The sequence below is a fragment of the Pseudoflavonifractor sp. HNCC25GI2 genome, assembly GCF_058136395.1.
Genome location: NZ_JBYUOW010000002.1, coordinates 418,237 through 444,657, shown reverse-complemented (window position 1 = coordinate 444,657; position 26,421 = coordinate 418,237). Strand labels below are relative to the sequence as shown.

Sequence of the window (26,421 nt, the reverse complement as noted above, 5' to 3'; positions counted from 1 at the left end):
GGAGCATGACGAGAAAAGAACTGGAGGCCGCGTTGTCTGCCTTTCCAAGAAGGCGGCTTTGCGGGTTTGCCACCCCTGTGCAGCGGCTGTATCGCCTGGAGCAGGAGCTGAAAACCGGTCCGGTTTATATAAAACGGGATGACCTGAACGGAGTAGGGCCGGGCGGAAACAAAGTCCGCCCCCTGGAATATTTGCTGGGGGAGGCGCTGGCTCAGGGCTGCGATGTGGTAATCGCCTCAGGGCAAGAAAATTCCAACCTGTGCGCCATTGCCGCATCCGCCTGCTGTCGGCTGGGCATACGGTGTATCCTAGTGCACAACAATCCTTCCCCCCAGCGCTTGGCGGGCAATATGCTGCTCAATCGGCTCTCAGGCACGGAGGAGCACTATGTCGGTCCAATGCCTGAGGAGGAACGAAATCTCTATGTGGAGGAGCTTGCCGCACGGCTGCGTCAGGAGGGCAGGAGACCCTATGTGGTGGAAAACGGAGCGACAACGGTACAGGGGGCGGTTGGATACTTTCATCTGCCTGTTGAGCTGTCGGAAAGCGCTGTGGGGCAAGGCATCCATGATTTGTTCGTTCCGGGAGGGAACGGAGGATTGGCAGCTGGGGTGGTGTTTGGAACCGCACTGTTGGGCGGCCCTTTCCACGTGCATGTGATCACAGTGGAAAACACCAAAATGGAACTGCGGGCCATTCTGGACAAGCTGTTCCGGGGACTGGAGGAGTACACCGGACTTACACCCGAGGTACCGTTGGACGCGGTCATGACGCTCCATGAGCAGTACCGCGGCGAGGGCTGGGGTATTCCCACAACGGAATCTGAGGAAATGCTCAGACAAATGGCCCGGTGGGAAGGCATTTTCCTGGAACGAATTTACACCAGCAAGACGGCCTGGGGGATGTGCGATCTCCTCTCCAGCGGGAAAGTGGAGAGCGAGGGGGCCTGCCTTGTCCACTCGGGAGGATTCGCGTCTTTGTTCTATCAGTACGCCTGAAGGAATTGTTTTCCTGGACCAGTACCGCTGTGTGCGGAAATATTTCCGGCGGCACGGAGGCCTTGCCCTTCCGTGCCGTCGGTTTTCACGACCGGGGGGAAATTTCTCCCATTCCCTTTGTAAGCCCGGCGGTTTTGGAGTATAATGGGGACGGACGGATCCCGGGGACAACGGGCAGAACGCCGGAGATGGCGGGGGAAACGGGGGGAATCTTAGCGCAATCTGAACAAAAAGGTGGGGAAATGCCGCTTGCTTTTTTATTCCGCCCAAGGGTATAATGACCGATGCGCCCGGTTGGGACCGGCGCGCCAAAGAGCGGAAAGAAGGCGGATTCCATGATGGCTCAGATTGCGGCCTCGATCATTTTCCTGGCTATGTTTGTCCTCATTGTATCTGAAAAGATTGAACGGCACATCGTCACCCTAGGCTGCGCGCTGCTCACCCTGGTAGTGGTATTCGGACTGATTATGAACAGCAAGGAGGCCGTGCTGGAAGCTCTGAGTCTCCACAGCTTTACGCAGATCGGCTTTTGGTACCAGGCGGGCGGAGCCTCCAGCTCCACCGGCATCAACTGGGAGACCATCACCTTCATCGCCGGCATGATGATCATGGTGGAGGGCATGGGAGACAGCGGCTTTTTCCGCTGGCTGTGTATGACCATCGCCAAGGCGGTGCACTACCGCACGGTGCCCATTTTCATCACCTTTATGGTGATGTCTGCGGGCCTGGCCATGTTCATTGACAGCATTACCGTCATCATGTTCCTGGCCGCCGTCACCGTGGAGCTGGCCCGGATGCTGAAGCTGGACCCGGTGCCCCTCATTCTCTCGGAAATTTTCTGCGCCAACCTGGGCGGCTCGGCCACCATGTGCGGCGACCCGCCCAACATCATCATCGGTACCTCCCTGGGCTACTCCTTCGTGGACTTCATTACCAACACCGGCGTCATGGCAGCCATTTCCCTGGTGTTTGTGCTGATTTACTTCTACTTCTGCTTCCGAAAGGAGCTGCAGCCCGCCTCCGGCGCGGTGCGGCCCACCCACTACCCCGACCCCAAGGAGGCGATTGTTGATCGCCGGGCCTTTGTCACCAGCTGTGTGATTTTCCTCTGTGCGGTGGTGCTGCTGGTGACCCATGCACAGACCCACCTCACCGTCTCCTGCATCGGTGTGCTGGCTGCCCTGGCCACCCTGCTGACGGCTGGAAAGCGGGCCGGGAGCCTGCTGCGGCGGGTGGACTACAAGACCCTGCTCTTCTTCGTGGGCCTCTTCGTGGTGGTCAGCGGCCTGGAGCAGACCGGCGTACTGGAAATTCTGGCCGGCTTTATCAGCAAGGCCAGCGGCGGCAACCCCATGCTGGTCATTGCCATCATCATCTGGGGCTCGGCCTTGGCCAGCGCCTTCATTGACAACATTCCCTTTGCCGCCACTATGATTCCCGTCATCCGCAGCCTGGCGGAGGTGCAGGGCATCCACATGGACACCCTGGCCTGGGCCCTGGCCATGGGCACGGACATCGGCGGCAACGCCACACCCATCGGTGCCTCCGCCAACGTGGTGGGCACCTCCATTGCCGCCAAGAGCGGCCACCCCATCAGCTGGGGCAAGTACTGCAGGATTATGGCCCCCGCCACCGTGATTGTGATTCTGATCTCCATGCTCTTTATGTTTGTCCGTTACTTCTGAGGCGGCTGACCGCTGATTTGTTGAAAAGGGGGAAGTCATATGGCGGAACAACTGATTATCACTCTGGGACGGGAATTTGGAAGCGGCGGCCATGAGATTGCCCGGCGGCTGGCCGAGCGGTTCTCCCTGCCCCTGCTGGAGGAGAACATGCTCCGGCACATCGCCGAGGAGAAGGGCCTGAATCCCGAGCGCATGGAGCGGTACGACGAGGCGCCCAGAACCCGGGTGTTTTACCGCACGGTGAACGGATTCAGCAATGCGCCCGAGGATGTGATTGCCGAGATGCAGTTTCAGTATCTCCGGGACCGGGCCGCTGCGGGAGACTCCTTTGTGGTGGTGGGCCGGTGCGCCGAGGAGGTGCTGAAGGACTACCCCGGACGTGTCTCCATTTTCGTGCTGGCGGACCGGTGGTTCAAGGTACAGCGGACCATGGCCCGGGGCGCCATCCCCGAGTCGGAGGCCCTGGAGCTGATGTCCCGCCGGGACCGCAAGCGTAAGAGCTACCACAACCAGTACTGCAAGGGCAAGTGGGGCGACTCCCGGAGCTATGACCTGTGCATCAACAGCGCCAAGCTGGGCATTCAGGGGACGGTGGACCTGCTGGAGCGGTACATCCGCGACCGGATTCACACCATGCGCCCCGTGGAGGAATGACCTCTCCTCCCCCGGGAAACAATAAAAAAAGCGTGCGCTCCAACGGAGCGCACGCTTTTTTCAATTTCCAAACTTAGTGGATGATGCTCAGGGACAGGGTGAGCAGCACGAAGGCGATGGCCACCCACTTGGTCGCCTTGGCCAGCTTGGCGTCCACCGACTTGGCCTTGTTCTTGGACAGGAAGGTGTCAGCTGCACCGGAAATGGCACCGGACAGGCCGGCGCTCTTGCCCGACTGGAGCATGACAACGGCGATGAGGACCAGGCCGCAAAGCACCTGAATGATGGTCACAATGAGCTTCAGCATGGTAAAATCGTTCCTTTCAAAGCCCGCAGCGGGCGAAAAATCACAAAAAGCCCCGGGAGTAATCCGGACGCAGAAACAAGGATATCATAAAATTGGGACAAATGCAAGCCCTTTCTGGGAAAAATCCAACATTCCCAGGGCGTTTCGCCCATATGGGGTTCATCCGGGCTGGAGAGCACAAGATAGGCCGGGTTACAGGACGGCGATGGCCTCGATTTCCACCCGCACGTCCTTGGGCAGACGGCCCACCTGCACCGCAGAGCGGGCGGGGCAGTCGGCGGCAAAGAAGGTCTGATACACCCGGTTCATCTCCGCGAAGTCCTCCATGTCCTTGAGGAACACGGTGGTCTTGACCACATTGTCCAGGGTGGCCCCGGCCTCCGCCAGGATGGCGGAGAGGTTCTTCAGCGCCTGGGTGGTCTGGGCCTGGATGGTCTCTTCGGGGGTGAGGTTGCCGGTGGCCGGATCCAGGGGGATCTGGCCGGAGACGAAGAGCAGGTTGCCCGCCTTGATGGCCTGGGAGTAGGGCCCGATGGCGGAGGGGGCGTTGGAGGTGGAAATAACGGTTTTCATGAAAAAGACTCCTTTCGGTATGGTGGTGTCACGCGGCGGTCACTGGGCCGCGGTCTTGGATGAGGGGGGACAATAGCGGGCCACGCCGCCCCGGCAGCGCACCTCCAGGAGGCCGCTGTCCACCAGGTACTCCACGAAAAAGCAGATGTTGCGCTCAAAGCGCAGGGCCCGGTTGGGCTTGTGGGTGAAGAGCTGGTAGTAGGCGCACACGGCGGCATCAATCTGGCTGCTGGTCATGGGATGGGTGATGAGGGAGCGGATTTCCTCCGCCCGGGTGCGGATGAGAGCCTGGTTCTCGTCCAGCAGATGGGGCAGCTCCTCCCCCGTGCACACCCCGTGATGAGCCATAATGTAGGTGTCATAGGGCAGCCCCCGCAGCTTCTCACGGCTCTCCATGCACATGGCCATGGAGAGGTTGTAGGGCAGCTTGGCCCCCAGCAGCTCGTGGCTCAGCACCGCGTCGGCCAGGTAGCACACCCCGTCCGGCGTGACGGTGCACACATGGCCCGGCGAATGGCCGGGGGTGTGGATGAGAGTGAACTCCGCCCCGGCAAAGGAAAAGGGACCGTCCTGGGGGGGCAGGAGCACATCCGGGGTGTGGATCATGCAGGAGGACTCCTGTTCCACCATGGCGGGAGACAGGGTGAGAAAATAGCACTTGAGGGTGAGAAGATTCTGACAGATGGCCGCCTCCGGAGCGCTGAGCGCCGCGGGGATGTGGTACTTCTGCTGGAAGTAGCCGCTGTTGCCGCAGTGGTCGATGTGGGCGTGGGAGCACAGAACGCCCGCCGGGGTCAGCCCGTTCTCCAGCAGGGCGGCCTCCAGCTCCTCCCGCTCCTCCGAAAGGCCGGTGTCCAGTAAAATACACCGGTGTTCGTCCAGGTTGTAGAAGGGAATGAGCTCCATTCCCTCGGCCACCCAGGTGTTTCCTTTTACTTGTGAGAGCTTCATTGGTGTTGCCTCCACGGGGCGGACAGGCCGCCCCAACGCGTTTTGGGTAGTATGTGACTTGCCCCGGGAAATAACCGGAACGGATTGCAAATGAGAAATTAAGGTGTTCCGCCTTCGGCGAAACCTTGGAACGGCGGGCGGATGATATCCGCCCCTACGGAACGATCTCAGGCGGGCTGCTATCCGTGTCCCATTTCAAGCCTCTCAGGCGGGCATAGAGGCGAAGCGAAGCTTCGCATAAAGTTCTTTGCCAAGCTTTCTTTCAAGAAAGCGGGGCGGGCATAGAGGCGAAACGAAGTTTCGCATAAAGTTCTTTGCCAAGCTTTCTTTCAAGAAAGCGTGTGATCTTCCCGTTGTTTGAGGTAGACCATGAGCACCGCCACGTCTGCCGGGGAAACGCCGGACACCCGGCTGGCCTGGCCCAGGTTCAGGGGCTGGATCTCCTGGAGCTTCTGCCGCGCCTCCAGGCGGATGCCCGTCAAAGACAGGTAATCCACGTCATCGGGCAGGGGGCGCTCCTCCAGGCGGCGCATCTCCTCCACCTGCCGAAGCTGCCGGTCAATGTAGCCGGCGTACTTAATGGTGATCTCCGCCTCCCGCGCCACAGCGCTGTCCAGGTCGGGCCGCTGGGGGTCAAAGGGGGCCAGATCCGCGTACGTCAGCCGGGGACGGCGCAGGAGGTCGGCCAGCCGGGCCCCGTCCTTCACCCGGGGCTCTCCCCGCTCCTCCAGCAGCTTGTCCAGCTCCGGCGTGGGGGGCGTGCCCGTGTGCTCCAGACGGTTTACCTCCCGGTCCACGGCCCGGTACTTCTCCTCTACCCTCTCATAGACCTCCCGGGACACCAGACCCAGCTGGTACCCCAGGGGGGTGAGCCGCCGGTCGGCGTTGTCCTGGCGGTGGAGGAGGCGGTACTCCGTGCGGGAGGTCATCATGCGGTAGGGCTCGTTGGTGCCCTTGGTCACCAGGTCGTCGATAAGCACCCCGATGTACCCCTGATCCCGGCGGAGAATGAAGGGGGGCTTGCCCAGCAGCTTCAGCGCCGCGTTCACCCCCGCCACAAAGCCCTGGACGGCGGCCTCCTCATAGCCGGAGGAGCCGTTGAACTGCCCTGCCCCGTAGAGGCCGGGAATCTCCTTGCACTCCAGGGTGGGCAGCAGCTGGGTGGGGTCCACACAGTCGTACTCGATGGCGTAGGCCGCCCGGGTCATCTCCGCCTGCTCCAGGCCGGGGATGGTGTGGAGCATCTCAATCTGCACGTCCTCGGGCAGAGAGGAGGAAAAGCCCTGGATGTAGAGCTCCCGGGTGTCCAGCCCCATGGGCTCCACGAAGAGCTGGTGGCGCTCCTTGTCCGGGAAGCGGACAATCTTCGTCTCAATGGAGGGGCAGTACCGGGGACCCACCCCCTCGATGGTGCCGTCGTACAGGGGGGAGCGGTCCAGATTGGCCCGGATAATCTCGTGGGTCCTCTCGTTGGTGTAGGTGAGGTAGCACACCGCACGGTTTTCCGGGGGCACCTCGGTCTGGAAGGAGAAGCGCAGGCCGTCCTCGTCCCCCTCCTGGAGCTCCATTTTGGAGAAGTCCACGCTCCGGGCGTGGACCCGGGGGGGCGTGCCCGTCTTGAAGCGGCGGATGGAGAGGCCCAGGTCCACCAGACACTGAGTGAGCGGCAGGGCGGCGGCCAGGCCGTCGGGGCCGGAGTCCCGGACCACCTCGCCCACAATGGTGCGGCCCCCCAGATAGGTGCCTGTGGCCACCACGGCGGCCCGCACCTGGTAGAGCGCCCCGGTGTGGGTGACCACGGCGGACACCGCCCCGTTCTCAGTGCGGATTTCCACTACCTCCGCCTGCTTCACCCACAGGTTCTCCTGGTCCTCCAGGGTGGCCTTCATCACCCGCTGGTAGGTGCGGCGGTCCGCTTGGGCCCGGAGGGACCAGACCGCCGGGCCCTTGCCCCGGTTCAGAAGCCGGTACTGGATGCAGGCCTTGTCCGCCGCCTTGCCCATCTCGCCCCCCAGGGCGTCCAGCTCCCGCACCAGGTGGCCCTTCCCCGTGCCGCCGATGGCCGGGTTACAGGGCATGTTGCCCACCGCGTCCAGGTTGACGGTGAAGCACAGGGTGCGAAGGCCCATGCGGGCGGCGGCCAGGGCGGCCTCGATGCCCGCATGGCCCGCGCCGATGACGGCGATGTCAAATTGTCCGGCAAAGTAGGTGTCCATTGGGGTTTCCGTCCTTACTGATTGTTGGAGTGTGGATGACCCCAGAGGGGGATATCCACCCAAAAAAGTAAAAAATATTTTACCACGAATTTTCAACAAGGACAAGAGCTGACGGCTTGTGGGAAGGGAATGGGGGGAGAGGTTTCGCCTGCGGGCGACCTACTTTGCCCGTGTCAGCAAAGTAGGCAAAGCGCCACCGGGGGCGGCTCACGGGCATTTTCAATGCCCTATCCCGCCTCCCCCGGACCCCCTGTTTTTTCTACGGGGGAGCCACCAAGGGGCGCAATTATATCCATCCGGCGCGGGCAAAAGACAGGATATCGCTCCTCGCGCCGCCCGCTGCCGCTCTGTGTTCCTTGAACAGGTGCTTGCTCCTACAAGAGCCGTCGCGCCTAATGCTCGGCCCTCGCGGGGCGGTTCGGTGATTGCTCCGCCTCCGTGGCTGGTCCCGGATGCACAAAGACTGCCGCAAAAACGCACCTGCTCTAGGTCCGCACTTGCCAGCGTTTTCGTTGCCTTCCACACCCATTACGGTGCTGGAACTTCCAGGTTACCATCCCCCTGGGGGGTACATCCAATAGGGGGGCCGAGGCCCCCCTGTGTTGGTCGTTTCAAGGGGATGGGGTGTTTAGGGGAAGGGGGAAATCGAAATCCCCTTTCCCCTAGACAGTTCTTTGGTGACTTTCTGTCTGCACAGAAAGTCACTCGCCCGGAGGCGAAACATCCCCATCCCCCACCCTGCCCGCAGGCGAAATCTCCTGTGCTTCCAAGCTGTTTTCCGTGGGGACGGGCGGCCGCAAGGACCGCCCCTACGGAAGACCCTCTGCGGGCGATTGCACACGGTGTACCCCCGGGAAAAACTGCAGACGGGGCCTGCAGGAGGCGGCGGGAATGTATTTTCACTTGAAGGAAGACCTGCAAATATGCTATACTATAAGTTGATACTGCCCCAGTCTACCCCCTCGGGGGAAGGGCTGGTTTTGGAAAGGGGGCGGCAGGACAATGAAATACCAGCGATGGAAGGTTTCCCAGGGTGCGCCGGAGGCCCGGCAGGCTCTGGAGGAGGCCGGCCTGTCCCCCCTGCTGAGCGCGGTGCTTGCCGCCCGGGGCGTGACCTCGGCCACGGAGGCCGCCCACCTCTTTGCCCCGGAGTGGGAGCCCCTGTGCGACCCCCTGCTTATGGCGGACATGGACAAGGCGGTGGAGCGGGTGCGCCTGGCCATCCGCAAGGGAGAGCGGGTGGCGGTCTACGGCGACTACGACGTGGACGGCATCACGGCCACCTGTCTGCTCACGGAATTTCTCCGGGGGGAGGGCCTGGAGGTCCTGCCCTACATCCCCTGCCGCCTGGAGGAGGGCTACGGCGTCAACCGGGAGGCGGTGGCCGCCCTGGCGGCCCGGGGGGTTACCCTGATTGTGACCGTGGACTGCGGCATTACCGCCGTGGAGGAGACCGCCTATGCCCAGAGCCTGGGGATGGACGTCATCATCACCGACCACCACGCCTGCAAGGAGGCCATCCCCGCCGCTGCGGCAGTGGTGGACCCCTGCCGCCCCGACTGCCCCTACCCCTTCAAGGGTCTGGCGGGAGTGGGCGTGGCGCTGAAGCTGGCCATGGCGGTGGCCGGACCGGACCGGGCGGAGGAGCTGTTCGCCCGCTTCTGCGACCTGGCCGCGGTTGGCACGGTGGCCGACGTCATGCCTATGACCGGGGAGAACCGGCGCATCGTCAGCCGGGGCCTCAGTGCCCTCAATCCGCCCCACCGGCTGGGCTTTGGAGAGCTTCTCCACTGCGCCGCCAGCGATGAGCGGGCGGTCAATTCCGTCTTTGTGGGCTACACCCTGGCCCCCCGGCTCAACGCCTCGGGGCGGATGGGCCGTGCCATGGAGGCGGTGGAGCTGCTGCTCACCCACGACCGCGCCCGGGCCCAGGAGCTGGCCCAGGAGCTGTGCCAGCTCAACCGGGAGCGGCAGGCCATTGAGGGAGACATCTTCCAGCAGTGCGTCCGCCGTCTGGACCGGAGCCCCCAGTCCGGGGCCATCGTCCTGGCCGACGAGCACTGGCACCAGGGCGTGGTGGGCATTGTGGCCTCCCGCCTTACGGAGCGCTACGGCTGCCCCGCCTTCATGATCTGCCTGGACAAGGGCGTGGGCAAGGGCTCCTGCCGGTCCTGGGGCGGAGTGAACCTCTTTGAACTGCTTCAGGCCTGCGCCCCCCTGCTGGAGAACTTCGGAGGCCACGCTCTGGCCGCCGGCTTCACCGTGCGGGAGGAGAATATCCCCGCCCTGGCCCAGGCCCTGCGGGGGCTGCTGACGGGCCGGGAGGAGGAGTACGTCTCCCAGCTGGAGGCCGACGCGGCGGTGGAGGCCCGGGAGCTCACCGTGGAGGCGGTGGAGAGCCTGGAGCGGCTGGAGCCCTGGGGCACCGGCAACCCCCGGCCCCTGCTGGTGCTGCGGGGCGCCCGGGTGCAGTCCCTGTGCCAGGTGGGCCAGGGGCGGCATCTGAAGCTGCGGCTGGAGTCCCGGGGGACGGTGCTGGAGGCCATCTGGTTCTCCGCCGACGGGAGCCAGCTGGGCCTGTACCCCGACTGCCGGGTGGATGTGGCCTTTTACCCCCAGATCAACGAATTCCGCGGCCAGCGCTCCGTGCAGCTCCAGGTGGTGGACCTGCGCCTGGCCCTGTCCCGGGCCCAGATGGAGCGGGCTATTTATGAAAAATTCCGCCGTCAGGAGCCCCTCACCCCTCAGGAGGCCCGGTTCCTGCTCCCCGAGCGGTGGGAGTTTGTGGACCTTTGGCGCTATCTGGAGCGCCACAGCGCCCCCGGCGTCCCCGTGGAGGACACCCTCCCACGCATTGCACGGGGCGTGGCCCGCTCGGCGGGCCAGCGGGAGATTCCCGCCCGCACCATGCTGTGCCTGGAGGTCATGGAGGAGCGGGGCCTCATCTCCCTGGTCCAGCACACCGGACGCATCCGCATTACCATCAACCATGTGGAGAAAAAGGTGGATTTGCAGGCCTCCGAAATTCTCTGCCGCCTGCGGGAAGCGCTGGGGCAGGAATAATGCAGAGTGCAGAATGCAGAATGCAGAATGACCCGCGGGGGAAAAATTGCAGAACAATCCGCGGGAACATATATGAATGTCCAGGAGAAGAGAGAAGGCCATTCCCTGTCTCCTATTTCGTTTCATAACTCCTATCTCACAAAGAGGGTGATTTTATGGATCCCATTTTGGAGCGCTATCATGCCCTGGAAGACAAGGTAGCCACCTACACCCCCAATCTGGATACCAAGCGGCTGTACGACGCCTTCACCTACGCCGACGCCGCCCACAACGGCCAGCTGCGCAAAAGCGGCGAGCCCTATATCATCCACCCCCTGGCGGTGGCCGAGATCGTGGCCGACCTGGGGCTGGATGTGGACAGCGTCATTGCTGCCCTGCTCCATGACTGCATCGAGGACACCGCGTCCACCCACCAGGAGATCGCCAAAAAGTTCGGCGAGACGGTGGCTGACCTGGTGGAGGGCGTCACCAAGCTGACCCGGGTGCAGTATGTCACCAAGGAAGAGGAGCAGATGGAGAACCTCCGCAAGATGCTCATGGCCATGGCCCAGGACATCCGGGTGATTCTCATCAAAATCTGCGACCGGCTGCACAACATGCGCACCATGGAGTACCAGTCCCCCCGGAAGCAGCGGGAGAAGAGCCTGGAGACCATGGAGATCTACGCCCCCATCGCCCACCGCTTAGGTATGCAGAAGCTGAAGTGGGAGCTGGAGGACCTGGCCCTGCGGTATCTGGACCCGGTGGGCTATAAGGAGATTGAGGAGGAGCTGGCTGTGCGCTCCTCCGCCCACGAGGAGTTCCTGGCGGGCATCCAGCACCGCATCCAGCAGCGCCTGGCCCAGGAGGGCATCCACTGCACCGTCTACGGCCGGGTGAAGCACATCTACTCCATCTACCGCAAGATGTTCACCCAGAACAAGACCCTGGACGAGATCTACGACCTGTACGCCTTCCGGGTGATTGTGGACGACATCCCCGAGTGCTACAACGTCCTGGGCTGTATTCACGACATGTTTAAGCCGGTGCTGGGCCGGTTCAAGGACTATATCGGCACCCCCAAGCCCAACATGTACCAGTCCCTCCACACCACCGTCATCGGCCGGGAAGGCATCCCCTTCGAGGTGCAGATCCGCACCTGGGAGATGCACCAGACCGCGGAGTACGGCGTGGCGGCCCACTGGAAGTATAAGCAGGGGCTGGCCAACAAGAACCTGGGCACCGAGCACGAGTTCGAGTGGGTGCGAAAGCTGCTGGAAAACCAGCAGGACACCGACGCGGAGGAGTTTGTCCGCACCCTGAAGGTGGACCTCTTTGCCGACGAGGTCTTTGTGTTCACCCCCAACGGCGACGTGGTGAACCTGCCCGCCGGAGCCACCCCCATCGACTTTGCCTACAACATCCACTCCGCCGTGGGCAACACCATGGTGGGCGCCCGGGTGAACGGCCGGATGGTCCCCTTCGACTACCAGCTGCAAAACGGCGAGATTGTGGAGGTCATTACCTCCAAGGCGGCCAAGGGCCCCAGCCGGGACTGGCTGAAAATCTGCAAGTCCAACGAGGCCCGGAACAAGATCCGCCAGTGGTTCAAGAAGGAGCGCCGGGAGGAGAACATCGCCACCGGCCGGGCCGCCTTCGAGGCCGAGCTCAAGCATATGAAGATCCCCATGTCGGCCATCACCGGCGAGGAGGTCCTGCCCCACATCCTGCGCAAGGTGCGCTTTGGCACCCTGGATGAGCTGTATGCCACCATCGGCTACGGCGGCACCACCGCCGCCAAGGCGGTGGCCCGGATCAAGGATGAGCTGCTGCGCCTGGGCCGGCTCCAGGCGGAGAAGGCGGCGGCCGCCGCCAAGACTACCGCCGAGAGCGTCATTGTCCCCGGCATGAGCGCCCCCGTGGAGGCCGGACAGCTGAAGGGCTCCAACAAGCACACCGACTCGGGCATTATCGTGGAGGGCCTGGGCAACTGCCTGGTGAAGTTTGCCAAGTGCTGTACCCCCGTCCCCGGCGACCCGGTGGTGGGCTTCATCACCCGGGGCTACGGCGTCTCCGTCCACCGGGCCGACTGCCCCAACGCCGCCCCCGACAAGCGCAAGCCCGAGGAGGCCGACCGCTGGGTGAAGGTCTCCTGGGTCAACAGCAGTCTGCCCCACTACAAGACGGCTCTGGAGCTCTCTGCCAAGGACCGGGACGGCCTGACCCTGGACGTGGCCATGGCCCTCTCCTCCGCCAAGGTGAAGGTGTCCGCCCTCTCTGCCCGCTCCCAGCCCGACGGCTACGCCACGGTCAACATCGTGGTGGAGGTCAAGGACAAGGAGGAGCTGAACGCGGTCATCAACAAGCTCAACAACATTCAGGGCGTGTACCATGTGGCAAGAGCGTCTGGGAAATGAGAAGTGCGGAGGATAGACGCACAGGGGAGCTTGGACCGGAGCGAGGCGTGCAAACCAAGAAGGCCCAGTGGGCCGGATGTTTGTGCGCCGAGACGGAGGGAAAGCGACCCGGCCGTGCGTCCAATCCGGAGCATGACAGCGTCGTCGCGGACTGCATATCCTTCGCTTTGCCCCCATGGGCAAAGCTCACTCATTTCGTCGCTCCTCCTTTCAAGATCGAACCCGCTTGGCTGGGCTTCGATCTTGTGGCCGCCTTCGGCGGCTGAAGGAATGGCGGCGAACAGGAACAAGGCTTAGCCCGCGGGGCGATAAGAAGAAATTAAAGGATGTGAAACCATGCGGGCGGTTGTGACCCGGGTGTCCTCTGCCTCCGTCACCATTGACGGAGCGGTGGAGGGCGCCATCGAAAAAGGATATTTGATTTTGCTGGGCGTGGGCCCGGAGGACACCGAGGAGATCTGCGACAAGCTGGCGGAGAAAATCTGCAACCTGCGGGTCTTTGAGGACGAGAACGGGAAGATGAACCTGAGCCTGGAACAGGTGGGCGGAGCGATGCTGGTCATCAGCCAGTTTACCCTCTACGCCGACACCTCCTCCCGCCGCCCCGGCTTCTCCCGGGCGGCCAAGCCCGACCTGGCCATCCCCCTCTACGAGCGGTTCCTGGAGCGGTGCCGCCAGCGGGGCTTCCAGGTGGAGCACGGCCAGTTCGGCGCCGACATGAAGGTGGCCTCGGTGAACGACGGCCCGGTGACCATTTTATTTGATACGGACAAACCCTGACGGACCATGAAAGAGGTGCTGGAATGAAGGTGAAAGTAATGCAGGTGGGCCCCATCGGCACCAACTGCTATATTCTGGAGGACGACACCACCGGCAAGACCGCGGTCATTGACCCCGGCGACGAGGCCGGGCGGATTTTAAAGGCGCTGGAGGAGGACAAGGTGGAGGTGGAGTACATTCTGCTTACCCACGGCCACTACGACCACACCACCGCCGTGCCGGAGCTCCACCGCGCCCTGCCCAAGGCCAAAATCTATATCCATAAGGCCGACGCCAACGGGGCTGGCTCCCAGCTCTTCCCCCTGGCCGGTCAGGTGGACGGCCTGCTCTTTTACGACGAGGGGGACACGCTCACCCTGGGTTCCCTCACCATTGAGGTGATCCACACCCCCGGGCACTCCAAGGGCAGCGTGGTTTTGAAGGTGGGCGACGTGCTCTTCTGCGGCGACACCCTCTTTGCCGGGTCCTGCGGCCGCACCGACCTGGCCGGAGGCAGCTATGCAGAGATTATGGCCTCCCTGAAGCGGCTGGGTGAGCTGGAGGGGGACTACCACGTCTGCCCCGGCCACGATGTCACCTCCACCCTGGAGCGGGAGCGGAGAAGCAACCCCTTCCTGCGGGAGGCTATGGCGCACTGAGGAAAACATGCGTTATTTGCTGCGCTAGAGTTTTGAAGAGTGTTTCGCCCCCGGGCGAGTAACTTTCTGTGCAGACAGAAAGTCACCAAAGAGCTGTCTAGGGGAAGGGGGATTTCGATTTCCCCCTTCCCCTAGATACCCCATCCCCTTGAAACGACCAATCAGGGGGGCCTTGGCCCCCCTATTGGATGTACCCCCGGGGGACGGTAACTTGGAAAGGCCAGTGACAGAATGGGCCTGCGGTTGACGAAACCGTTGCCGGGTGCGGGCCTGGAGCAGTTGCGTTTTTGCGGCAGTCTTTGTGCATGCGGAACCAGCCCCGGAGGCGGAGCAACTACCGAACCGCCCCGCGATGGATGAAAGCTAGGCGCGACGGCTCTTGTAGGAGTGCAAGCCTGTTCAACCAACACGGAGCGGCAGTACCCGCAAGGGGTACGCCGCATCCGTAAGGCGGCAAAGCCGCCAACGGCTGCGCAGCGGGCGGCGCGAGGTACGGTATCCTGTCTTTTGCCCGCGCCGGATGGATATAACTCGCCCCTTGGTGGCTCCCCCGTAAATAAACGGGGGTCCGGGGGAGGCGGCATAAAAACACGGAGTGTTTTTCCAGACGCCGTCCCCCGGCGGCGCTTTGCCTACTTTGCCGACATGGGCAAAGTAGGTCGCCCCGCAGGGCGAAACCATCCCTACCCGCCCGCAGGCGAGATTCCCACGTCCCCCTTCTGCAGCCTGCCAGAGCAGAGCGGGCGGATCATATCCGCCCCTACGAGTAAGCCGACATAAGACGGGGGCATCCATCGTTCCAATTTTTCCACACAAACCACCGGCCCACAGGCCGAAACCATTGAGAAGGTGAAGCATGAAGCTCTATTTTCAGGAAACCTCCACCCCCTGGCAGCCGGAGCGCTACCGCTACTCCGCCGAGCAGATGATGCTCACCCTCTTTCCCGGGGAGCGGCCGGAATACCCGGAGGACCTCCCCCGTACACTGGAGGGAGAGCCCTCCGCCGCCCTCTTCGCCCTGGAGCCCCAGGGAGACACCGCCGTTCTCTCCGCCCAGGTGGCCTGGGATGGCAAAACCGCTCAGGGGAAGCGCACCTTCCCCGCCGCGGACCTTGACCAGGACCCCCACGCGGTCTACCACGTGGTGCAGCACGCCTTGAAGCTGGCCTTTTACCAGGCGGGCACCGCCCTGCTGGGCCACGAGCCCCCCTGGGGCGCCCTCACCGGCGTGCGTCCCGTGAAGCTGCCCACCCGGGCCATGAAGGAGGGGGTCTCCCCCGAGGAGGCACGACAGGAGCTGGAAGAGGAGTACCGGGTGTCCCCCCGCCGGGCCCAGCTAGCCCTGGACTGCGCCAAAGCCAGCCTGGCGGCCCAGCAGGTGCTGGGCACGGGCACGGTGTCGGTGTATGTGGGCATCCCCTTCTGCCCCACCCGCTGCGCCTACTGCTCCTTCGTCTCCGCCGATGTGGGCCGGACTATGAAGCTGGTGGACCCCTATGTGGAGGCTTTGCTGAAGGAGATTGAGGCCACCGGAAAGGCATTGAACCAGGCGGGCCTCACCGTGCGCACCCTCTACATGGGAGGCGGAACCCCCACCACCCTGTCCGCCGGACAGATGGACCGGGTGCTTGCCGCCTGTAAGGCCCATTTGCCCCTGGAGCACTGTGTGGAATACACGGTGGAGGCCGGACGGCCGGACACCATTACCCGGGAAAAGCTGGAGGTGCTGAAGGCCCACGGCATCGGCCGGGTGTCCATCAACCCCCAGACCCTGGAGGACGAGGTGCTGCGGGCCATCGGCCGGCGGCACACGGCGGAGGACATCCGGGAAGCCTACGCCCTGGCCCGGGAGGTGGGCTTTGACTCCATTAATATGGACCTCATCGCCGGACTGCCCCGGGACAGCTATGAGGGCTTCTGCCGCACCCTGGACGGGGTGCTGGCCATGGCCCCGGAGAACATCACCGTCCACACCCTGGCGCTGAAAAAGGGCTCCACCCTGATGGAAAAAGGTGGGACTCTTCCCTCCGGCGAGGAGACCGCCCGGATGCTGGAGTACTCCCTGGACGCCCTGGGGGGCGGGGGCTACCGCCCCTACTACCTCTACCGGCAGAAGTACATGTCCGGCTCCCTGGAAAACGTGGGCTGGACCCTGCCCGGACTGGAGAGCGTCTACAACATCGCCATGATGGAGGAGCTGCACACCGTGGTCTCCATCGGCGGCGGCGGGGTCACCAAGCTGGTGGACCCGGAAAAAGGACAGATTGTCCGCCTGCCCAACCCCAAATATCCCCAGGACTACCTCACCTCCCTGGACAAGGTTTTGGCCCAGAAGGAGGAGCTGGTCCGGTTTTACGCCGGGGCCCGGCCCCGATAAATCCCTGCCGGGGCGCGGCGGCCCCGATGGAAAGGAGCTTTTATGGCTTATCAACTGCAGGAAATCAACCGACGGATTCAGACGGACGTGGAGGCCTTCCTGGCCGAGTGCGACGAGAGCTACGCCCAGCGGGTGTCCCTGGCGGCGGACAAGATTCTCTCCAACCTGGACAAGAGCCCCATTGTGCTGCTCTCCGGCCCCTCGGGCTCAGGCAAGACCACCACGGCCATGAAAATTGCCGAGGAGCTGCGCCGCCGGGGCGTGGAGTCCCGGGCGGTGGCCATGGACAACTACTTCAAGACCATGAACCCCAAAACCGCCCCCCGCACCCCCGAGGGCGACATCGACTACGAATCCCCCCTGTGTCTGGACATGGAGCTGCTGGACCGGCACTTTGCCGCCCTCAGCCGGGGGGAGGAAATTATCATCCCCAAGTTTGAGTTTGCCCGGCAGATGCGCAACGACTCCCTGGGCACGCCCATGAAGCTGGAGAAAAACGAGATCGCCATCTTCGAGGGCATCCACGCCCTCAACGACGACATCGCCGGCCGCCATCCCGAGGCCACCAAGCTCTATATCTCCGCCCGGTCCAATGTGAACGAGGGCTCCACCCTGCGGTTCAAGGGGACCTGGATGCGGCTGACCCGCCGTGCGGTCCGGGACTACAACTTCCGGGGCACCGGCGTGGCCGAGACCCTGGAGATGTGGGCCAACGTCCGCCGGGGCGAGAAGCTCTATATCTCCCCCTACAAGACCCGGGCGGACATCATCTTCGACTCCTCCCTGCCCTACGAGGTGTCCGTGATGCGCAATTACGCCGTCCCCATTCTCCAGTCTGTGCCCGAGGAGAACGACCGCCACGACGAGCTGCTGCAGCTCATTGACGCCTTCCAGTTCTTTGAGCCCATTGACCCCGCCCTGGTGCCCAAGGACTCCCTGCTGCGGGAGTTCATCGGCGGCGGCAGCTACAAGTACCACTGAGGGCCCTGAGACCTTTTTTATCCTAGAAAACGCGGAGTGATTCCATGTACCAACCAACCTATGATTCCCGCGACATCCGGTATAAAAGCCCCTACGGAGCGGTGCCCTCCGGGACTGCCGTCACCTTTACCCTTCGGCCCCCACGGGCGGAGGGCTTCTCCCGGGCCACCCTGACCGCCCGCTTTGAGAGCCGGGACGGCCAGGTGGTCAAGCTGCCCATGCCCTGGGTGGGCATGGAGCTGGGCCGGGACCTGTTTCGGGCTACTCTGGACACCGGGGACTATGTGGGCCTGGTGTGGTATTCCTTTGTGATGGAGGGCATCGACGGGCGCAAGCGGGAGCTGGGCCACCACCAGCTCACCGTCTATGACGGCGCGGAGGAGGTGCCCACCTGGTTCGGAGAGGGAGTCACTTACCAGATCTTCCCCGACCGCTTCCGCCGCAGCCGCATCCCCGACCCCGCCGGCATGGTGGGCGGCCGCACCGTCCACCAGAGCTGGGAGGAGATGCCCGAGTACCGCCCCGACCACAAGGGGGAGATCCGCAACCGGGACTTCTTCGGCGGGGATTTCAAGGGCGTGCTGGAGAAGCTGGACTATCTGAAGGGGCTGGGAGTGGACACCCTCTACTTCAACCCCATCTTCGAGGCCGCCGAGAACCACCGCTACGGCACCGCCGACTATGACCGCATCGACCCCATGCTGGGCACCAACGAGGACTTTACCCGTCTGTGCGACGAGGCCCACAAGCGGGGCATGCGGGTGATGCTGGACGGGGTCTTTAACCACACCGGCTTCGTGAGCCGCTACTTCAACGGGGACGGCTTCTACCCCACGGTGGGAGCCAGCCAGAGCTGGGACTCCCCCTACCGCCCCTGGTTCAACTTCATCGAGTGGCCCAAGAAGTACGAGAGCTGGTGGGGCATCTACTCCCTGCCCGCCGTCAACGAGGGGAACCCCGACTACCGCAACTTCATCTTCGGCGGCGCGGACAGCGTGGTCCGCCGCTGGCTGCGGGCGGGGGCGGATGGCTGGCGGCTGGACGTGGCCGACGAGCTGCCCGATGACTTTGTCCACGGCATCCATGAGGCCGCCCGGGCGGAGAAGCCCGAGGCGGTGGTCATTGGCGAGGTGTGGGAGGACGGCTCCACCAAAATTGCCTACGGCGTGCGCCGCAAGCACATCCTGGGGGGCCACTGTGACGGCCTGATGAACTATCCCCTCCGCAACGCCATCCTCTCCTTCTTCCTGGGGGGCGGCGGCGAGCACTTTGTGGAGGCCATGGAGACCATCCAGGAGAACTATCCCCCCTTCGCCTTCTACTCCGCCATGAACTCCCTGGGCACCCACGACACCCCCCGCATCCTCACCCTGCTGGGGACGGGCAGCGAGTGCCGGGACCAGTCCCGGGACTGGCGGGCCTCCTTCCGCCTCTCCCCCAAGCAGCGTCGGCGGGGCAAGGACCTGCTGCGGGCGGCCAGCCTGCTCCTCTTCTGCTTCCCCGGCTCCCCCACCGTCTACTACGGGGACGAGGCGGGGATGGAGGGCTTCGAGGACCCCTTCAACCGCCAGACCTACCCCTGGGGCCACGAGGACCGGGAGCTGCTGGACTGGTACCGGGCTCTGGGCGGCCTGCGGGGCAGCCACCCCGCCCTGCGCCGGGGGTCCATCCGGTATCTGGCCGGACAGGGGTCGCTCCTGATCTTCCTGCGGGAGTTTGAGGGCGAGCGCATCCTGTGCGCCTTCAACGCTGGGGAGGAGCCGGTGGAAAAGACGCTGGAGCTGTGGTGTCCCGCCCGGGCGCTGCTGGGCCGTGCCCATGTGGAGCACCGGTGGGAGGGGTTGTCCCTCACCGTGCCGCCCCGCTCGGGGGTGGCTCTGGAGCTGGGGGAGGAATTTCCCTGGGACGAGTGGGACGCAACCGCTGATTGACACGCTGACAGGGACGGATGGTAGCCGCCATCCGTCCCTTTGTGTTATTCTGGGGCGGAAAAGAGGTTTCGCCTGCGGGCGGGATGAGGATAGTTTCGCCTCCGGGCGAGTAACTTTCTGTGCAGACAGAAAGTTACCAAAGAGCTGTCTAGGGGAAGGGGGATTTCGATTTCCCTCTGATTGAAATTCCATCCCCTTGAAACGACCAACCTCGTCCTCGCGGACTTCATATCCTTCGCCTCGCCCGAAAGGGCAAGGCTCACTCATTCCGTCGCTCGTCCTCTCCCAATGGAACCCGCTGCGCTGGGCTTCCATTGGGTCCCCATTGCGGCACCCCTATTGGATGTACCCCCGGGGGACGGTAATCTGGAAACTTCCGCGCCGGAATAGGCCTGCGGTCAACGAAACCGTTAGTAGGTGCGGGCCTGAAGCTGGTGCGTGACCACGGCTGTTTTGCATATCCAGCACCAGCCACGGAGGCGAAACGACCACCGAACCGCGGCGCGATGATCTGGTAGATGCAAGTGCGGCGGTTCTATAACATGTGAATCCGAAAGAGTGAGATTTTCAGAGCGGTATGATATAATAACAGCAAAAGGAAAAGAGGGGGAGCATCATGGCAATTTTTGCTTTGGTGATAGGAATTGCCCTTGCTGTTTATTACATACGCCGAAGAGCATACGAAAAAACAGAGTATTTTGCGCAGACCCACCATTCCTATGGCACGGTGAACCGGGATAAAGGGACGGGAGGAGAATATGACCTTTATCGGTGCCTGAGTCCGTTGGAAGGATACAAGCGATTCTTATTCAACTGCTATCTGCCCAAAGAGGATGGAGAAACGACGGAAGCGGATGTTATTCTGCTCCATGAATCTGGAATCTACGTATTTGAGTCTAAGAATTACAGCGGATGGATTTTTGGCTCAGAAAATCAAACATATTGGACACAAACACTTCCGGCAGGAAGAAGCGGGATCCAGAAATACCGTTTTTTTAACCCCATCATTCAAAATGAAGTACACATAAAATGCCTTCAGAGAATTTTGAATGAACCAACGATCCCCATTTATTCATACATCGTATTTGGAGACAACTGTACGTTGAAGGATGTGACATTGACAAGCGGCCGGCATTTTGTAACGCATTACGGAAATGTTCTTTCTCACGTTATGTATACATCGCAGATGGCGGGAGGGCAGCTTCTGCCCGAACAAATTGACGTATGGTACGAGAAACTTTATCCTTTTACACAGGCGGATGACCTGTCGAGGTTTATCCATGGGGAAAGTGTGCGAAGGAAACGAGAGGGAACTTACCAATGGGAAGGGGATGGCCTGATGTGCCCCAGGTGCGGAGGGCGGCTTTTACTCCGGACCGCGTCGAAAGGGCCGCAAGCAGGACAGAAATTCTGGGGCTGTTCAAACTATCCTCGATGCCGCTATACGCAGAGGTTAGCGAATCAGGAGAATACATTTAAACCATAAAATAGAAGCGGAAAGAAATTTTTAAAAATTTCTTTCCGCTTCTATTATTACCGTCCCAGCTTGTCCAGCCGGGCCATGAGAAACTGGGCACACAGGCCGGTAAACAGTCCGGCCAGGATGCCCGCAGGCACCAGATAGGGCAGATAGGCCAGCACCGCCCAGGTTTTCATCACCCCGGCGGCGGCCAGCAGCTGGCCCAGATTGTGGAACACGCCTGCCACCGGGCTGCACAGCCAGATCTGCTCCCGAGTGAGGAGCCGCCGCAGAAGGAGCAGCACGCACCAGCTCAAAAGCCCCCCGGCGGCGGAGTAGATGAGGGTCATCATCTGCCCGGAAAAGACCGCCCCCAGAAAGACCCGGGCGCACAGAATGAGCAGGGCATCCCCGGGCCCCAGGGTAAACATGGCGTACACGGTGACGATGTTGGCAAGGCCTAGCTTGATGCCGGGCACAGCGGTGAGGGGAGGCAGCTGGGCCTCCACCAGGAAGATGGTGAGGGCGATGGCGGTGAGCAGAGCCAGGCGGGTGAGCCGCCTTGCCCCCTTAGCCGGCGGCGGCGTCAAGGCTGTCCCCTCCCCCCGTAATCTCAATGACCAGCTTGTTGGGCAGGCACACGATGGGCACGGTGCCGTCGGAGATATACCCCTGGTTGACGCACACCTGGTCCGGGCAGCCCGCCTCCCGCACCCGGATGCGGCCGGGCTCCACCTCAATGGTGTTGGTAAAGCCGCCGGGGCCCTCCACCGTAAAGGTATAGGGCTCGGTGACGGCGGACAGGTCAATCTCCTCCACCAGCTTCCCGTCCAGGGTGATGCGGGCAACGGTCCCCTCCCCTGCCGGGCGCAGCAGCACAAAGGCGGCGCAGGCCGCCCCCACCAGCACCAGCAGCAGGAGAATGATTTTGGCGTTCCGGCTCATGACAGCACCTGCACTTCCCGGTCCGTAAACCCGTCCCCCAGGGTGAAGGAGTCCTCCAGTCCGGCGGTGATGGCCACCGAGCCGTCCTCCCGGACAAAGACCAGCTCCACCCCCAGCTCCGGGTGGTCCCGCCAGAACGCCATCCCCTGCTCCTCCCCCAGGACGAACAGGGCGGTGGACAGTCCGTCGCACACCAGGCCCTCCGGGCCGATGACGGTGACCGACTTGAGCCCCGTGCGGGCGGGGGCGGCGGTGTCCGGGTCCAGAATGTGCCAGTAGGTCACGCCGTTCTGCTCAAAGTACCGCTGGTAGCCCCCCGAGGTGACCACGGCCTTGTCGGTGACCTCCACGATGGCCAGGTTCCCCTGGCCGTCCGGGTCCTGGATGGCCACCCGCCAGGAGGAGCCGTCGGGCTTACTTCCCACCGCCTGGACGTTGCCGCCCAGACTGAAAATGGCGCTCTCCACCCCCAGCTCAGCCATGAGCTGGGCCAGGCGGTCCCCGGTGTAGCCCTTGGCCACCGCTCCCAGCTCCACCTCCATGCCCTCGGGGAGGCGGGCCCGGCTGCCCTTCAAGTCCAGCTCCAGGGCGGTGTAGTCAATGCGGGAGGCCAGGTCGGCAAGCTCTTCCTCGTCGGGCACCCGGTAGTCCTTGGAGATAAAGCCCCAGGCCTGCACCGCCGGGTAGGCGGTAATGTCCAGGGCGCCCCCGGTTTTCTCACACAGCGCCTTGCTGTCGGACAGGAGGGCCAGCAGGTCCCCGTCCAGGGTGGTCCAGGCCCCGCCGGCGTGGTTGAGGGCGTAGAGGGGGCTATTCTCGTCGGTGGCCGTCAGCAGGTCCTGGAGGTTGTAGATAAGCTCCGTGGCCTCCTCCACCGCCTCCTCCCCCTTCCCGCCGTAGACGGTGAGGGACATCACGGTGTCCATGGCAAAGACGGTGCTCTCCGCGGCCTTGGCCCGGCAGCTGGTGAGCAGCCCCATCATCAGGGCCAGGGCCGCCCCAAAGGCCAAACAACGCCGGGACACCTTACAGCACCTCCCGGTACATGGCGGCGGCGTCGTTTTTGCCCACGTTGTCCGCCACCACCAGCACCTCCACCTTGACGGTGCGCTCGCCGAAGCGCAGCTCCAGCAGGTCGCCCTCCTTCACCTCGTAGCTGGCCCGCACAGGGCGGCCGTTGGCAGTGACCCGCTGGTTGTCACAGGCCTCGTTGGCCACGGTGCGGCGCTTGATGAGGCGGGAGACTTTCAGCCATTTATCCAGACGCATAGGGTACGCTCCTTCTTTGGAAAATTGAGAAAACGGGGGCGCTGAACAGCGCCCCCGTCGGATGAACTTGATTTACTCAGCCACGATGTCCTTCAGAGCCTTGCCAGCCTTGAACACGGGGGTCTTGGAGGCGGGGATCTGGATGGTCTCCATGGTCTTGGGGTTGCGGCCGGTACGGGCGGCGCGGGACTTTACCTCAAAAGAGCCAAAGCCAACCAGCTGCACCTTCTCACCCTGCTTCAGAGCCTCGGTGATGGCGTCAACGGTGGCGGAAACGGCGGCCTCAGCATCCTTCTTGGACAGCTCGGCCTTCTCGGCGACAGCCGCGATGAGCTCGGTTTTGTTCATGCTTGTTTTCCTCCTGTAAATGGACAGTGCCGCCGGGGCGACTGTCGAAAGAATATACTTAAATTCCCACAGCGGGAACTTTAAGTCGTTGTCTGGGTGTGCTCCTGCTCCTTGGCCCGGCACCACAGCTCCTCCAGCCGGGGCAGGTCCAGGCCCTCCAGGGAGCCGCCGGCCAGCGCCTCCATGTTCCGGAAGCGGCCGATGAACTTCTCACAGGCGGCGTGGAGGGTAAGCTCGCTGTCCACACCCAAGAAGCGCCCCACCTTCACCGCGGCGAAGAGCACATCCCCCAGCTCCTCCTGGGGATTGGTGTTCGCCTCCACGGCCTGACGGAGCTCGCTGACCTCCTCGGACAGCTTATCCAGGGCGGGACCCACCTCGTTCCAGTCAAAGCCCGCCTTCCGGGCCTTGTCCTGGAGCTTCTCCGCCCGCATCAGGGCGGGCAGGGACCGGGCCACCGCGTCCAGGGTGTCCCCCGCGGTCTTCTGGCCCTTCTCGGCCTTCTTCTGCTCCTCCCAGGTGGAGAGGGCCTTATCCGAGTCCTGGGCGTCCACCCCGCCGAACACGTGGGGGTGGCGGAAGACCAGCTTCTTGCAGATGCCGTCCACCACGTCGTCAAAGGTGAACTGGCCGTCCTCCTCAGCCATGCGGGCGTGGAAAACCACCTGGAGCAGCACGTCCCCCAGCTCCTCCTTCAGGTGGGCGGGGTCCTGCTGGTCGATGGCCTCGGCCACCTCATAGGCTTCCTCCAGCATGTTGCGCCGGATGGACTGATGGGTCTGCTCCCGGTCCCAGGGACAGCCCCCGGGGGCGCGGAGCAGCTCCATGATCCGGAGGAGATCCTCCATCTTGTAAGAATTCGCGTAATGAAAATCTACCACAGTTTGTCGTCCTTATCAAGTTAAATTTCAATATTTACCCTTTGGAAAGGAAACATGCGCCCAAAAACAGGCATTTTTTAGGAAAAATCAAGTTTAATCCAGATGGAGCAGCCGTGCAATCTTGTCGCCCTTGGGCATCAGAGCCAAATCGTCCCGGGACAGGCAGCGCAGGGCCACCACCAGCACGCCGTACACCGCCACGGCCACTACAATGGCCGCCAGGGCGGCAATGGCGTTGCCCTTCCAGCTGAGGACGTAGGTGAGTACGCCGTCGGTTTCCACCGTCTTGCGCAGCAGACGGGCCAGCAGGCCGTACACCGCCCAGGCGGCGCCGCCCATGATGGCGGAGGCCACAAGGGGCTTGAGGAAGATGGGCAGGTACCGGGGCCGTCCGGGAATGACCCGGGAGATGACCACCAGGTCCAGAATGAGGCACAGGCCGAAGCACAGGATGTTGCCCAGGGGGGCGCCGTAGATGCCCACGCCGGGCAGAGCCACCACGTTATAGTTGGCGAAAATCTTCACCGCGCCGCCCGCCACCATGATGAACACGGGCAGGTTCACAAAGCCGTGGGCCTGAAGGATGGAGTTGCACACCAGCATCATGCACACGAACACGGTGGCAAGGCCCAGGGTGGACAGCAGAGGACCGGCCAGCCCAACCTCCAGCTTGCCCGCGAAGAGCAGCTGCATGATGGGCTCGCCCATGACAAAGAGTCCCACCCCCATGGGGAAGGCCAAGAGGGCGGTGATGCGCAGGGCGGAGCCGGTAATCCGGGCGGTGCCCCGGCGGTCCCGCCGGGCCAGGGTGGCTGAGACGGCGGGAATGACGGCGGAGGTGATGGCCGCCATCAGGGAGGTAGGCAGGTTATAGATGTTCAATGCGCCGGAGTAGTTGCCGTAGAGGGAGCGGCTCACATCCTCCAGGGTGGTGTAGAGGGTCTGAGCGGCGCTCTGGGTGGTGCCGGAGGCCAGCTCCTGCTGTACCTGCTGGCTGAGGGCGGACAGGGTGACCGCTCCGCCGGAGGGCAGAGAGGCGGTCCAGGCGTTGAAGGCCTCCTTTAGGGTGGAGAAGTCCACAAAGTCGGTGTAGAGCTTCCAGCTGTCCTGGTTCTCCAGCAGCACCCGCTGCAGCTGGCCCTGGACCAGGGAGGAGTCAATGACGGTGACGATACCCACCATGGAGGAGCTGATGGTAATGGGGATGGCGATGCGCAGGATGTCGGTGAGAATGCTCCGGGGGGCGTCGGGCACGTCCCGGCTGAGGGGCTCGTTGCCGCGGCCCGCGAAGAAGGCCAGCACCATGTAGGCCAGGGCCACGATGGTACCCACGGTGACGCCGGTGATGGCGCCGGCGGCGGCCACGCTCTCATCCTGGCCCCCCTTGATGAGCCAGTAGGCCAGGCCCAGGCCCACCACCAGCTTGCACAGGGCCTCGATGATCTGGGAGACGGCGGTGGGGGTCATGTTGCTGTGGCCCTGGGAGTAGCCCCGGAAGGCGGACAGACAGCCCACGCAGATGACCGCGGGGGCCAGGGCGCGGATACCCGGGGCGGCCTTGGTGTCGTGCATCAGCCCGGCCAGCCAGTCGGCCCGGAAGAACATCACCGTGAAGGACAGCACGCCCAGCACCAGGAACAGGGCCAGGGACAGGCGGAAGACCCGCCGCACCTGGTTGTGGCGTCCGGTGGCGCTGGCCTCACTCACCAGCTTGGACACGGCCACAGGCAGGCCCGCGGTGGAGATGGTGAGCAGCACGGCGTAGATGTTGTAGGCGTTGTAGAAGTCGGCGCTGCCCTGGTCCCCGATGACCCACACCAGGGGGATTTTATAGAACATTCCGATGAGCTTGACAATCAGAATGCCGGCAGCCAGAACAGCGGCGCCGCCGAAGAAGGTATTCTGTTTCTGTTTTGCCACCCGGCGGGGGGCTTGACCGTGTGAGGACATAGGTCTCCTCCTATTGAAA

General features: G+C 63.1%; 22 protein-coding genes. 11 read left to right on the top strand and 11 right to left on the bottom strand.

The annotated features are described in order from the left end of the window. Positions 1-5: 5 nt before the first annotated feature. The 3 genes from AC3YUO_RS04700 to AC3YUO_RS04690 all read left to right on the top strand — a co-directional run bounded on the left by AC3YUO_RS04700 (position 6) and on the right by AC3YUO_RS04690 (position 3,337). Positions 6-998, top strand: coding sequence for a pyridoxal-phosphate dependent enzyme (locus AC3YUO_RS04700; protein WP_489961877.1), 993 nt, complete (start codon positions 6-8; stop codon positions 996-998). 335 nt (positions 999-1,333) lie between these two features. Continuing rightward, positions 1,334-2,683: an ArsB/NhaD family transporter gene (locus AC3YUO_RS04695; protein ID WP_489961876.1), complete on the top strand. Its 1,350-nt coding sequence runs from the start codon at positions 1,334-1,336 to the stop codon at positions 2,681-2,683. Positions 2,684-2,722: 39 nt separating this feature from the next. Next, on the top strand, positions 2,723-3,337 hold the full coding sequence (locus AC3YUO_RS04690) for a cytidylate kinase-like family protein (RefSeq protein WP_489961875.1): 615 nt from the start codon (positions 2,723-2,725) through the stop codon (positions 3,335-3,337). A gap of 73 nt (positions 3,338-3,410) precedes the next feature. Here the strand turns inward: AC3YUO_RS04690 and secG are convergent, their stop codons facing one another. The 4 genes from secG to mnmG form a co-directional block, all read right to left on the bottom strand. After that, positions 3,411-3,644 carry a preprotein translocase subunit SecG gene (gene secG, locus AC3YUO_RS04685; protein WP_489961874.1) on the bottom strand — a complete coding sequence of 78 codons (234 nt, stop codon included), beginning with the start codon at positions 3,642-3,644 and terminating at the stop codon, positions 3,411-3,413. A gap of 192 nt (positions 3,645-3,836) precedes the next feature. Next, on the bottom strand, positions 3,837-4,217 hold the full coding sequence (locus tag AC3YUO_RS04680; protein WP_489961873.1) for a RidA family protein: 381 nt from the start codon (positions 4,215-4,217) through the stop codon (positions 3,837-3,839). 39 nt (positions 4,218-4,256) lie between these two features. Further along, entirely contained in the window at positions 4,257-5,168 is a 912-nt protein-coding gene (locus tag AC3YUO_RS04675) for an MBL fold metallo-hydrolase (protein ID WP_489961872.1), read from the bottom strand. 329 nt (positions 5,169-5,497) lie between these two features. Next, positions 5,498-7,384, bottom strand: coding sequence for a tRNA uridine-5-carboxymethylaminomethyl(34) synthesis enzyme MnmG (mnmG, locus tag AC3YUO_RS04670; RefSeq protein WP_489961871.1), 1,887 nt, complete (start codon positions 7,382-7,384; stop codon positions 5,498-5,500). A gap of 1,002 nt (positions 7,385-8,386) precedes the next feature. Here mnmG and recJ point away from each other — a divergent pair. The 8 genes from recJ to AC3YUO_RS04630 all read left to right on the top strand — a co-directional run bounded on the left by recJ (position 8,387) and on the right by AC3YUO_RS04630 (position 21,036). Further along, complete coding sequence (recJ, locus tag AC3YUO_RS04665; protein ID WP_489961870.1) at positions 8,387-10,447, top strand: single-stranded-DNA-specific exonuclease RecJ; 2,061 nt, start codon at positions 8,387-8,389, stop codon at positions 10,445-10,447. 155 nt (positions 10,448-10,602) lie between these two features. Beyond that, positions 10,603-12,843, top strand: coding sequence for a RelA/SpoT family protein (locus AC3YUO_RS04660; protein WP_489961869.1), 2,241 nt, complete (start codon positions 10,603-10,605; stop codon positions 12,841-12,843). 336 nt (positions 12,844-13,179) lie between these two features. Then, positions 13,180-13,623, top strand: a complete 444-nt coding sequence (gene dtd / locus AC3YUO_RS04655; protein WP_489961868.1) for a D-aminoacyl-tRNA deacylase — start codon at positions 13,180-13,182, stop codon at positions 13,621-13,623. Between the two features lie 23 nt (positions 13,624-13,646). Continuing rightward, positions 13,647-14,261, top strand: coding sequence for an MBL fold metallo-hydrolase (locus tag AC3YUO_RS04650; RefSeq protein ID WP_489961867.1), 615 nt, complete (start codon positions 13,647-13,649; stop codon positions 14,259-14,261). Between the two features lie 856 nt (positions 14,262-15,117). After that, complete coding sequence (gene hemZ / locus AC3YUO_RS04645) at positions 15,118-16,638, top strand: coproporphyrinogen dehydrogenase HemZ (protein ID WP_489961866.1); 1,521 nt, start codon at positions 15,118-15,120, stop codon at positions 16,636-16,638. A gap of 42 nt (positions 16,639-16,680) precedes the next feature. Then, entirely contained in the window at positions 16,681-17,619 is a 939-nt protein-coding gene (locus tag AC3YUO_RS04640; RefSeq protein ID WP_489961865.1) for a uridine kinase family protein, read from the top strand. A gap of 44 nt (positions 17,620-17,663) precedes the next feature. After that, the gene (locus AC3YUO_RS04635) at positions 17,664-19,550 is read left to right on the top strand and encodes a glycoside hydrolase family 13 protein (protein WP_489961864.1); all 1,887 of its coding nucleotides are present in this window, start codon (positions 17,664-17,666) and stop codon (positions 19,548-19,550) included. 616 nt (positions 19,551-20,166) lie between these two features. Beyond that, positions 20,167-21,036: a nuclease-related domain-containing protein gene (locus AC3YUO_RS04630; protein WP_489961863.1), complete on the top strand. Its 870-nt coding sequence runs from the start codon at positions 20,167-20,169 to the stop codon at positions 21,034-21,036. Positions 21,037-21,083: 47 nt separating this feature from the next. On the opposite strand, the gene AC3YUO_RS04625 is transcribed toward AC3YUO_RS04630, so the two are convergent. The 7 genes from AC3YUO_RS04625 to AC3YUO_RS04595 all read right to left on the bottom strand — a co-directional run bounded on the left by AC3YUO_RS04625 (position 21,084) and on the right by AC3YUO_RS04595 (position 26,372). Beyond that, on the bottom strand, positions 21,084-21,599 hold the full coding sequence (locus AC3YUO_RS04625) for a Gx transporter family protein (RefSeq protein WP_489961862.1): 516 nt from the start codon (positions 21,597-21,599) through the stop codon (positions 21,084-21,086). Continuing rightward, positions 21,580-21,954, bottom strand: coding sequence for a NusG domain II-containing protein (locus AC3YUO_RS04620; RefSeq protein WP_489961861.1), 375 nt, complete (start codon positions 21,952-21,954; stop codon positions 21,580-21,582). The genes AC3YUO_RS04625 and AC3YUO_RS04620 overlap by 20 nt, the downstream gene beginning before the upstream one ends. Continuing rightward, positions 21,951-22,979, bottom strand: a complete 1,029-nt coding sequence (locus tag AC3YUO_RS04615) for an FAD:protein FMN transferase (protein WP_489961860.1) — start codon at positions 22,977-22,979, stop codon at positions 21,951-21,953. The genes AC3YUO_RS04620 and AC3YUO_RS04615 overlap by 4 nt, the downstream gene beginning before the upstream one ends. A 1-nt stretch (position 22,980) precedes the next feature. Further along, entirely contained in the window at positions 22,981-23,223 is a 243-nt protein-coding gene (locus AC3YUO_RS04610; protein ID WP_118641883.1) for an RNA-binding S4 domain-containing protein, read from the bottom strand. A gap of 72 nt (positions 23,224-23,295) precedes the next feature. Continuing rightward, on the bottom strand, positions 23,296-23,571 hold the full coding sequence (locus tag AC3YUO_RS04605) for an HU family DNA-binding protein (protein WP_489961859.1): 276 nt from the start codon (positions 23,569-23,571) through the stop codon (positions 23,296-23,298). 80 nt (positions 23,572-23,651) lie between these two features. After that, positions 23,652-24,452: a nucleoside triphosphate pyrophosphohydrolase gene (gene mazG, locus AC3YUO_RS04600; RefSeq protein ID WP_489961858.1), complete on the bottom strand. Its 801-nt coding sequence runs from the start codon at positions 24,450-24,452 to the stop codon at positions 23,652-23,654. A gap of 93 nt (positions 24,453-24,545) precedes the next feature. Continuing rightward, positions 24,546-26,372 (bottom strand): putative polysaccharide biosynthesis protein, encoded by a 1,827-nt coding sequence (locus tag AC3YUO_RS04595; protein ID WP_489961857.1) that lies wholly within the window; start codon positions 26,370-26,372, stop codon positions 24,546-24,548. Positions 26,373-26,421 lie beyond the last annotated feature (49 nt).

What these genes read in the sequence shown, in the direction of transcription:
- AC3YUO_RS04700 (WP_489961877.1), top strand. Translation starts at nt 6, where the DNA reads ATGACGAGAAAAGAACTGGAGGCCGCGTTGTCTGCCTTTCCAAGAAGG.
- AC3YUO_RS04695 (WP_489961876.1), top strand. Translation starts at nt 1,334, where the DNA reads ATGATGGCTCAGATTGCGGCCTCGATCATTTTCCTGGCTATGTTTGTC.
- AC3YUO_RS04690 (WP_489961875.1), top strand. Translation starts at nt 2,723, where the DNA reads ATGGCGGAACAACTGATTATCACTCTGGGACGGGAATTTGGAAGCGGC.
- secG (WP_489961874.1), bottom strand. Translation starts at nt 3,644, where the DNA reads ATGCTGAAGCTCATTGTGACCATCATTCAGGTGCTTTGCGGCCTGGTC.
- AC3YUO_RS04680 (WP_489961873.1), bottom strand. Translation starts at nt 4,217, where the DNA reads ATGAAAACCGTTATTTCCACCTCCAACGCCCCCTCCGCCATCGGGCCC.
- AC3YUO_RS04675 (WP_489961872.1), bottom strand. Translation starts at nt 5,168, where the DNA reads ATGAAGCTCTCACAAGTAAAAGGAAACACCTGGGTGGCCGAGGGAATG.
- mnmG (WP_489961871.1), bottom strand. Translation starts at nt 7,384, where the DNA reads ATGGACACCTACTTTGCCGGACAATTTGACATCGCCGTCATCGGCGCG.
- recJ (WP_489961870.1), top strand. Translation starts at nt 8,387, where the DNA reads ATGAAATACCAGCGATGGAAGGTTTCCCAGGGTGCGCCGGAGGCCCGG.
- AC3YUO_RS04660 (WP_489961869.1), top strand. Translation starts at nt 10,603, where the DNA reads ATGGATCCCATTTTGGAGCGCTATCATGCCCTGGAAGACAAGGTAGCC.
- dtd (WP_489961868.1), top strand. Translation starts at nt 13,180, where the DNA reads ATGCGGGCGGTTGTGACCCGGGTGTCCTCTGCCTCCGTCACCATTGAC.
- AC3YUO_RS04650 (WP_489961867.1), top strand. Translation starts at nt 13,647, where the DNA reads ATGAAGGTGAAAGTAATGCAGGTGGGCCCCATCGGCACCAACTGCTAT.
- hemZ (WP_489961866.1), top strand. Translation starts at nt 15,118, where the DNA reads ATGAAGCTCTATTTTCAGGAAACCTCCACCCCCTGGCAGCCGGAGCGC.
- AC3YUO_RS04640 (WP_489961865.1), top strand. Translation starts at nt 16,681, where the DNA reads ATGGCTTATCAACTGCAGGAAATCAACCGACGGATTCAGACGGACGTG.
- AC3YUO_RS04635 (WP_489961864.1), top strand. Translation starts at nt 17,664, where the DNA reads ATGTACCAACCAACCTATGATTCCCGCGACATCCGGTATAAAAGCCCC.
- AC3YUO_RS04630 (WP_489961863.1), top strand. Translation starts at nt 20,167, where the DNA reads ATGGCAATTTTTGCTTTGGTGATAGGAATTGCCCTTGCTGTTTATTAC.
- AC3YUO_RS04620 (WP_489961861.1), bottom strand. Translation starts at nt 21,954, where the DNA reads ATGAGCCGGAACGCCAAAATCATTCTCCTGCTGCTGGTGCTGGTGGGG.
- AC3YUO_RS04610 (WP_118641883.1), bottom strand. Translation starts at nt 23,223, where the DNA reads ATGCGTCTGGATAAATGGCTGAAAGTCTCCCGCCTCATCAAGCGCCGC.
- AC3YUO_RS04605 (WP_489961859.1), bottom strand. Translation starts at nt 23,571, where the DNA reads ATGAACAAAACCGAGCTCATCGCGGCTGTCGCCGAGAAGGCCGAGCTG.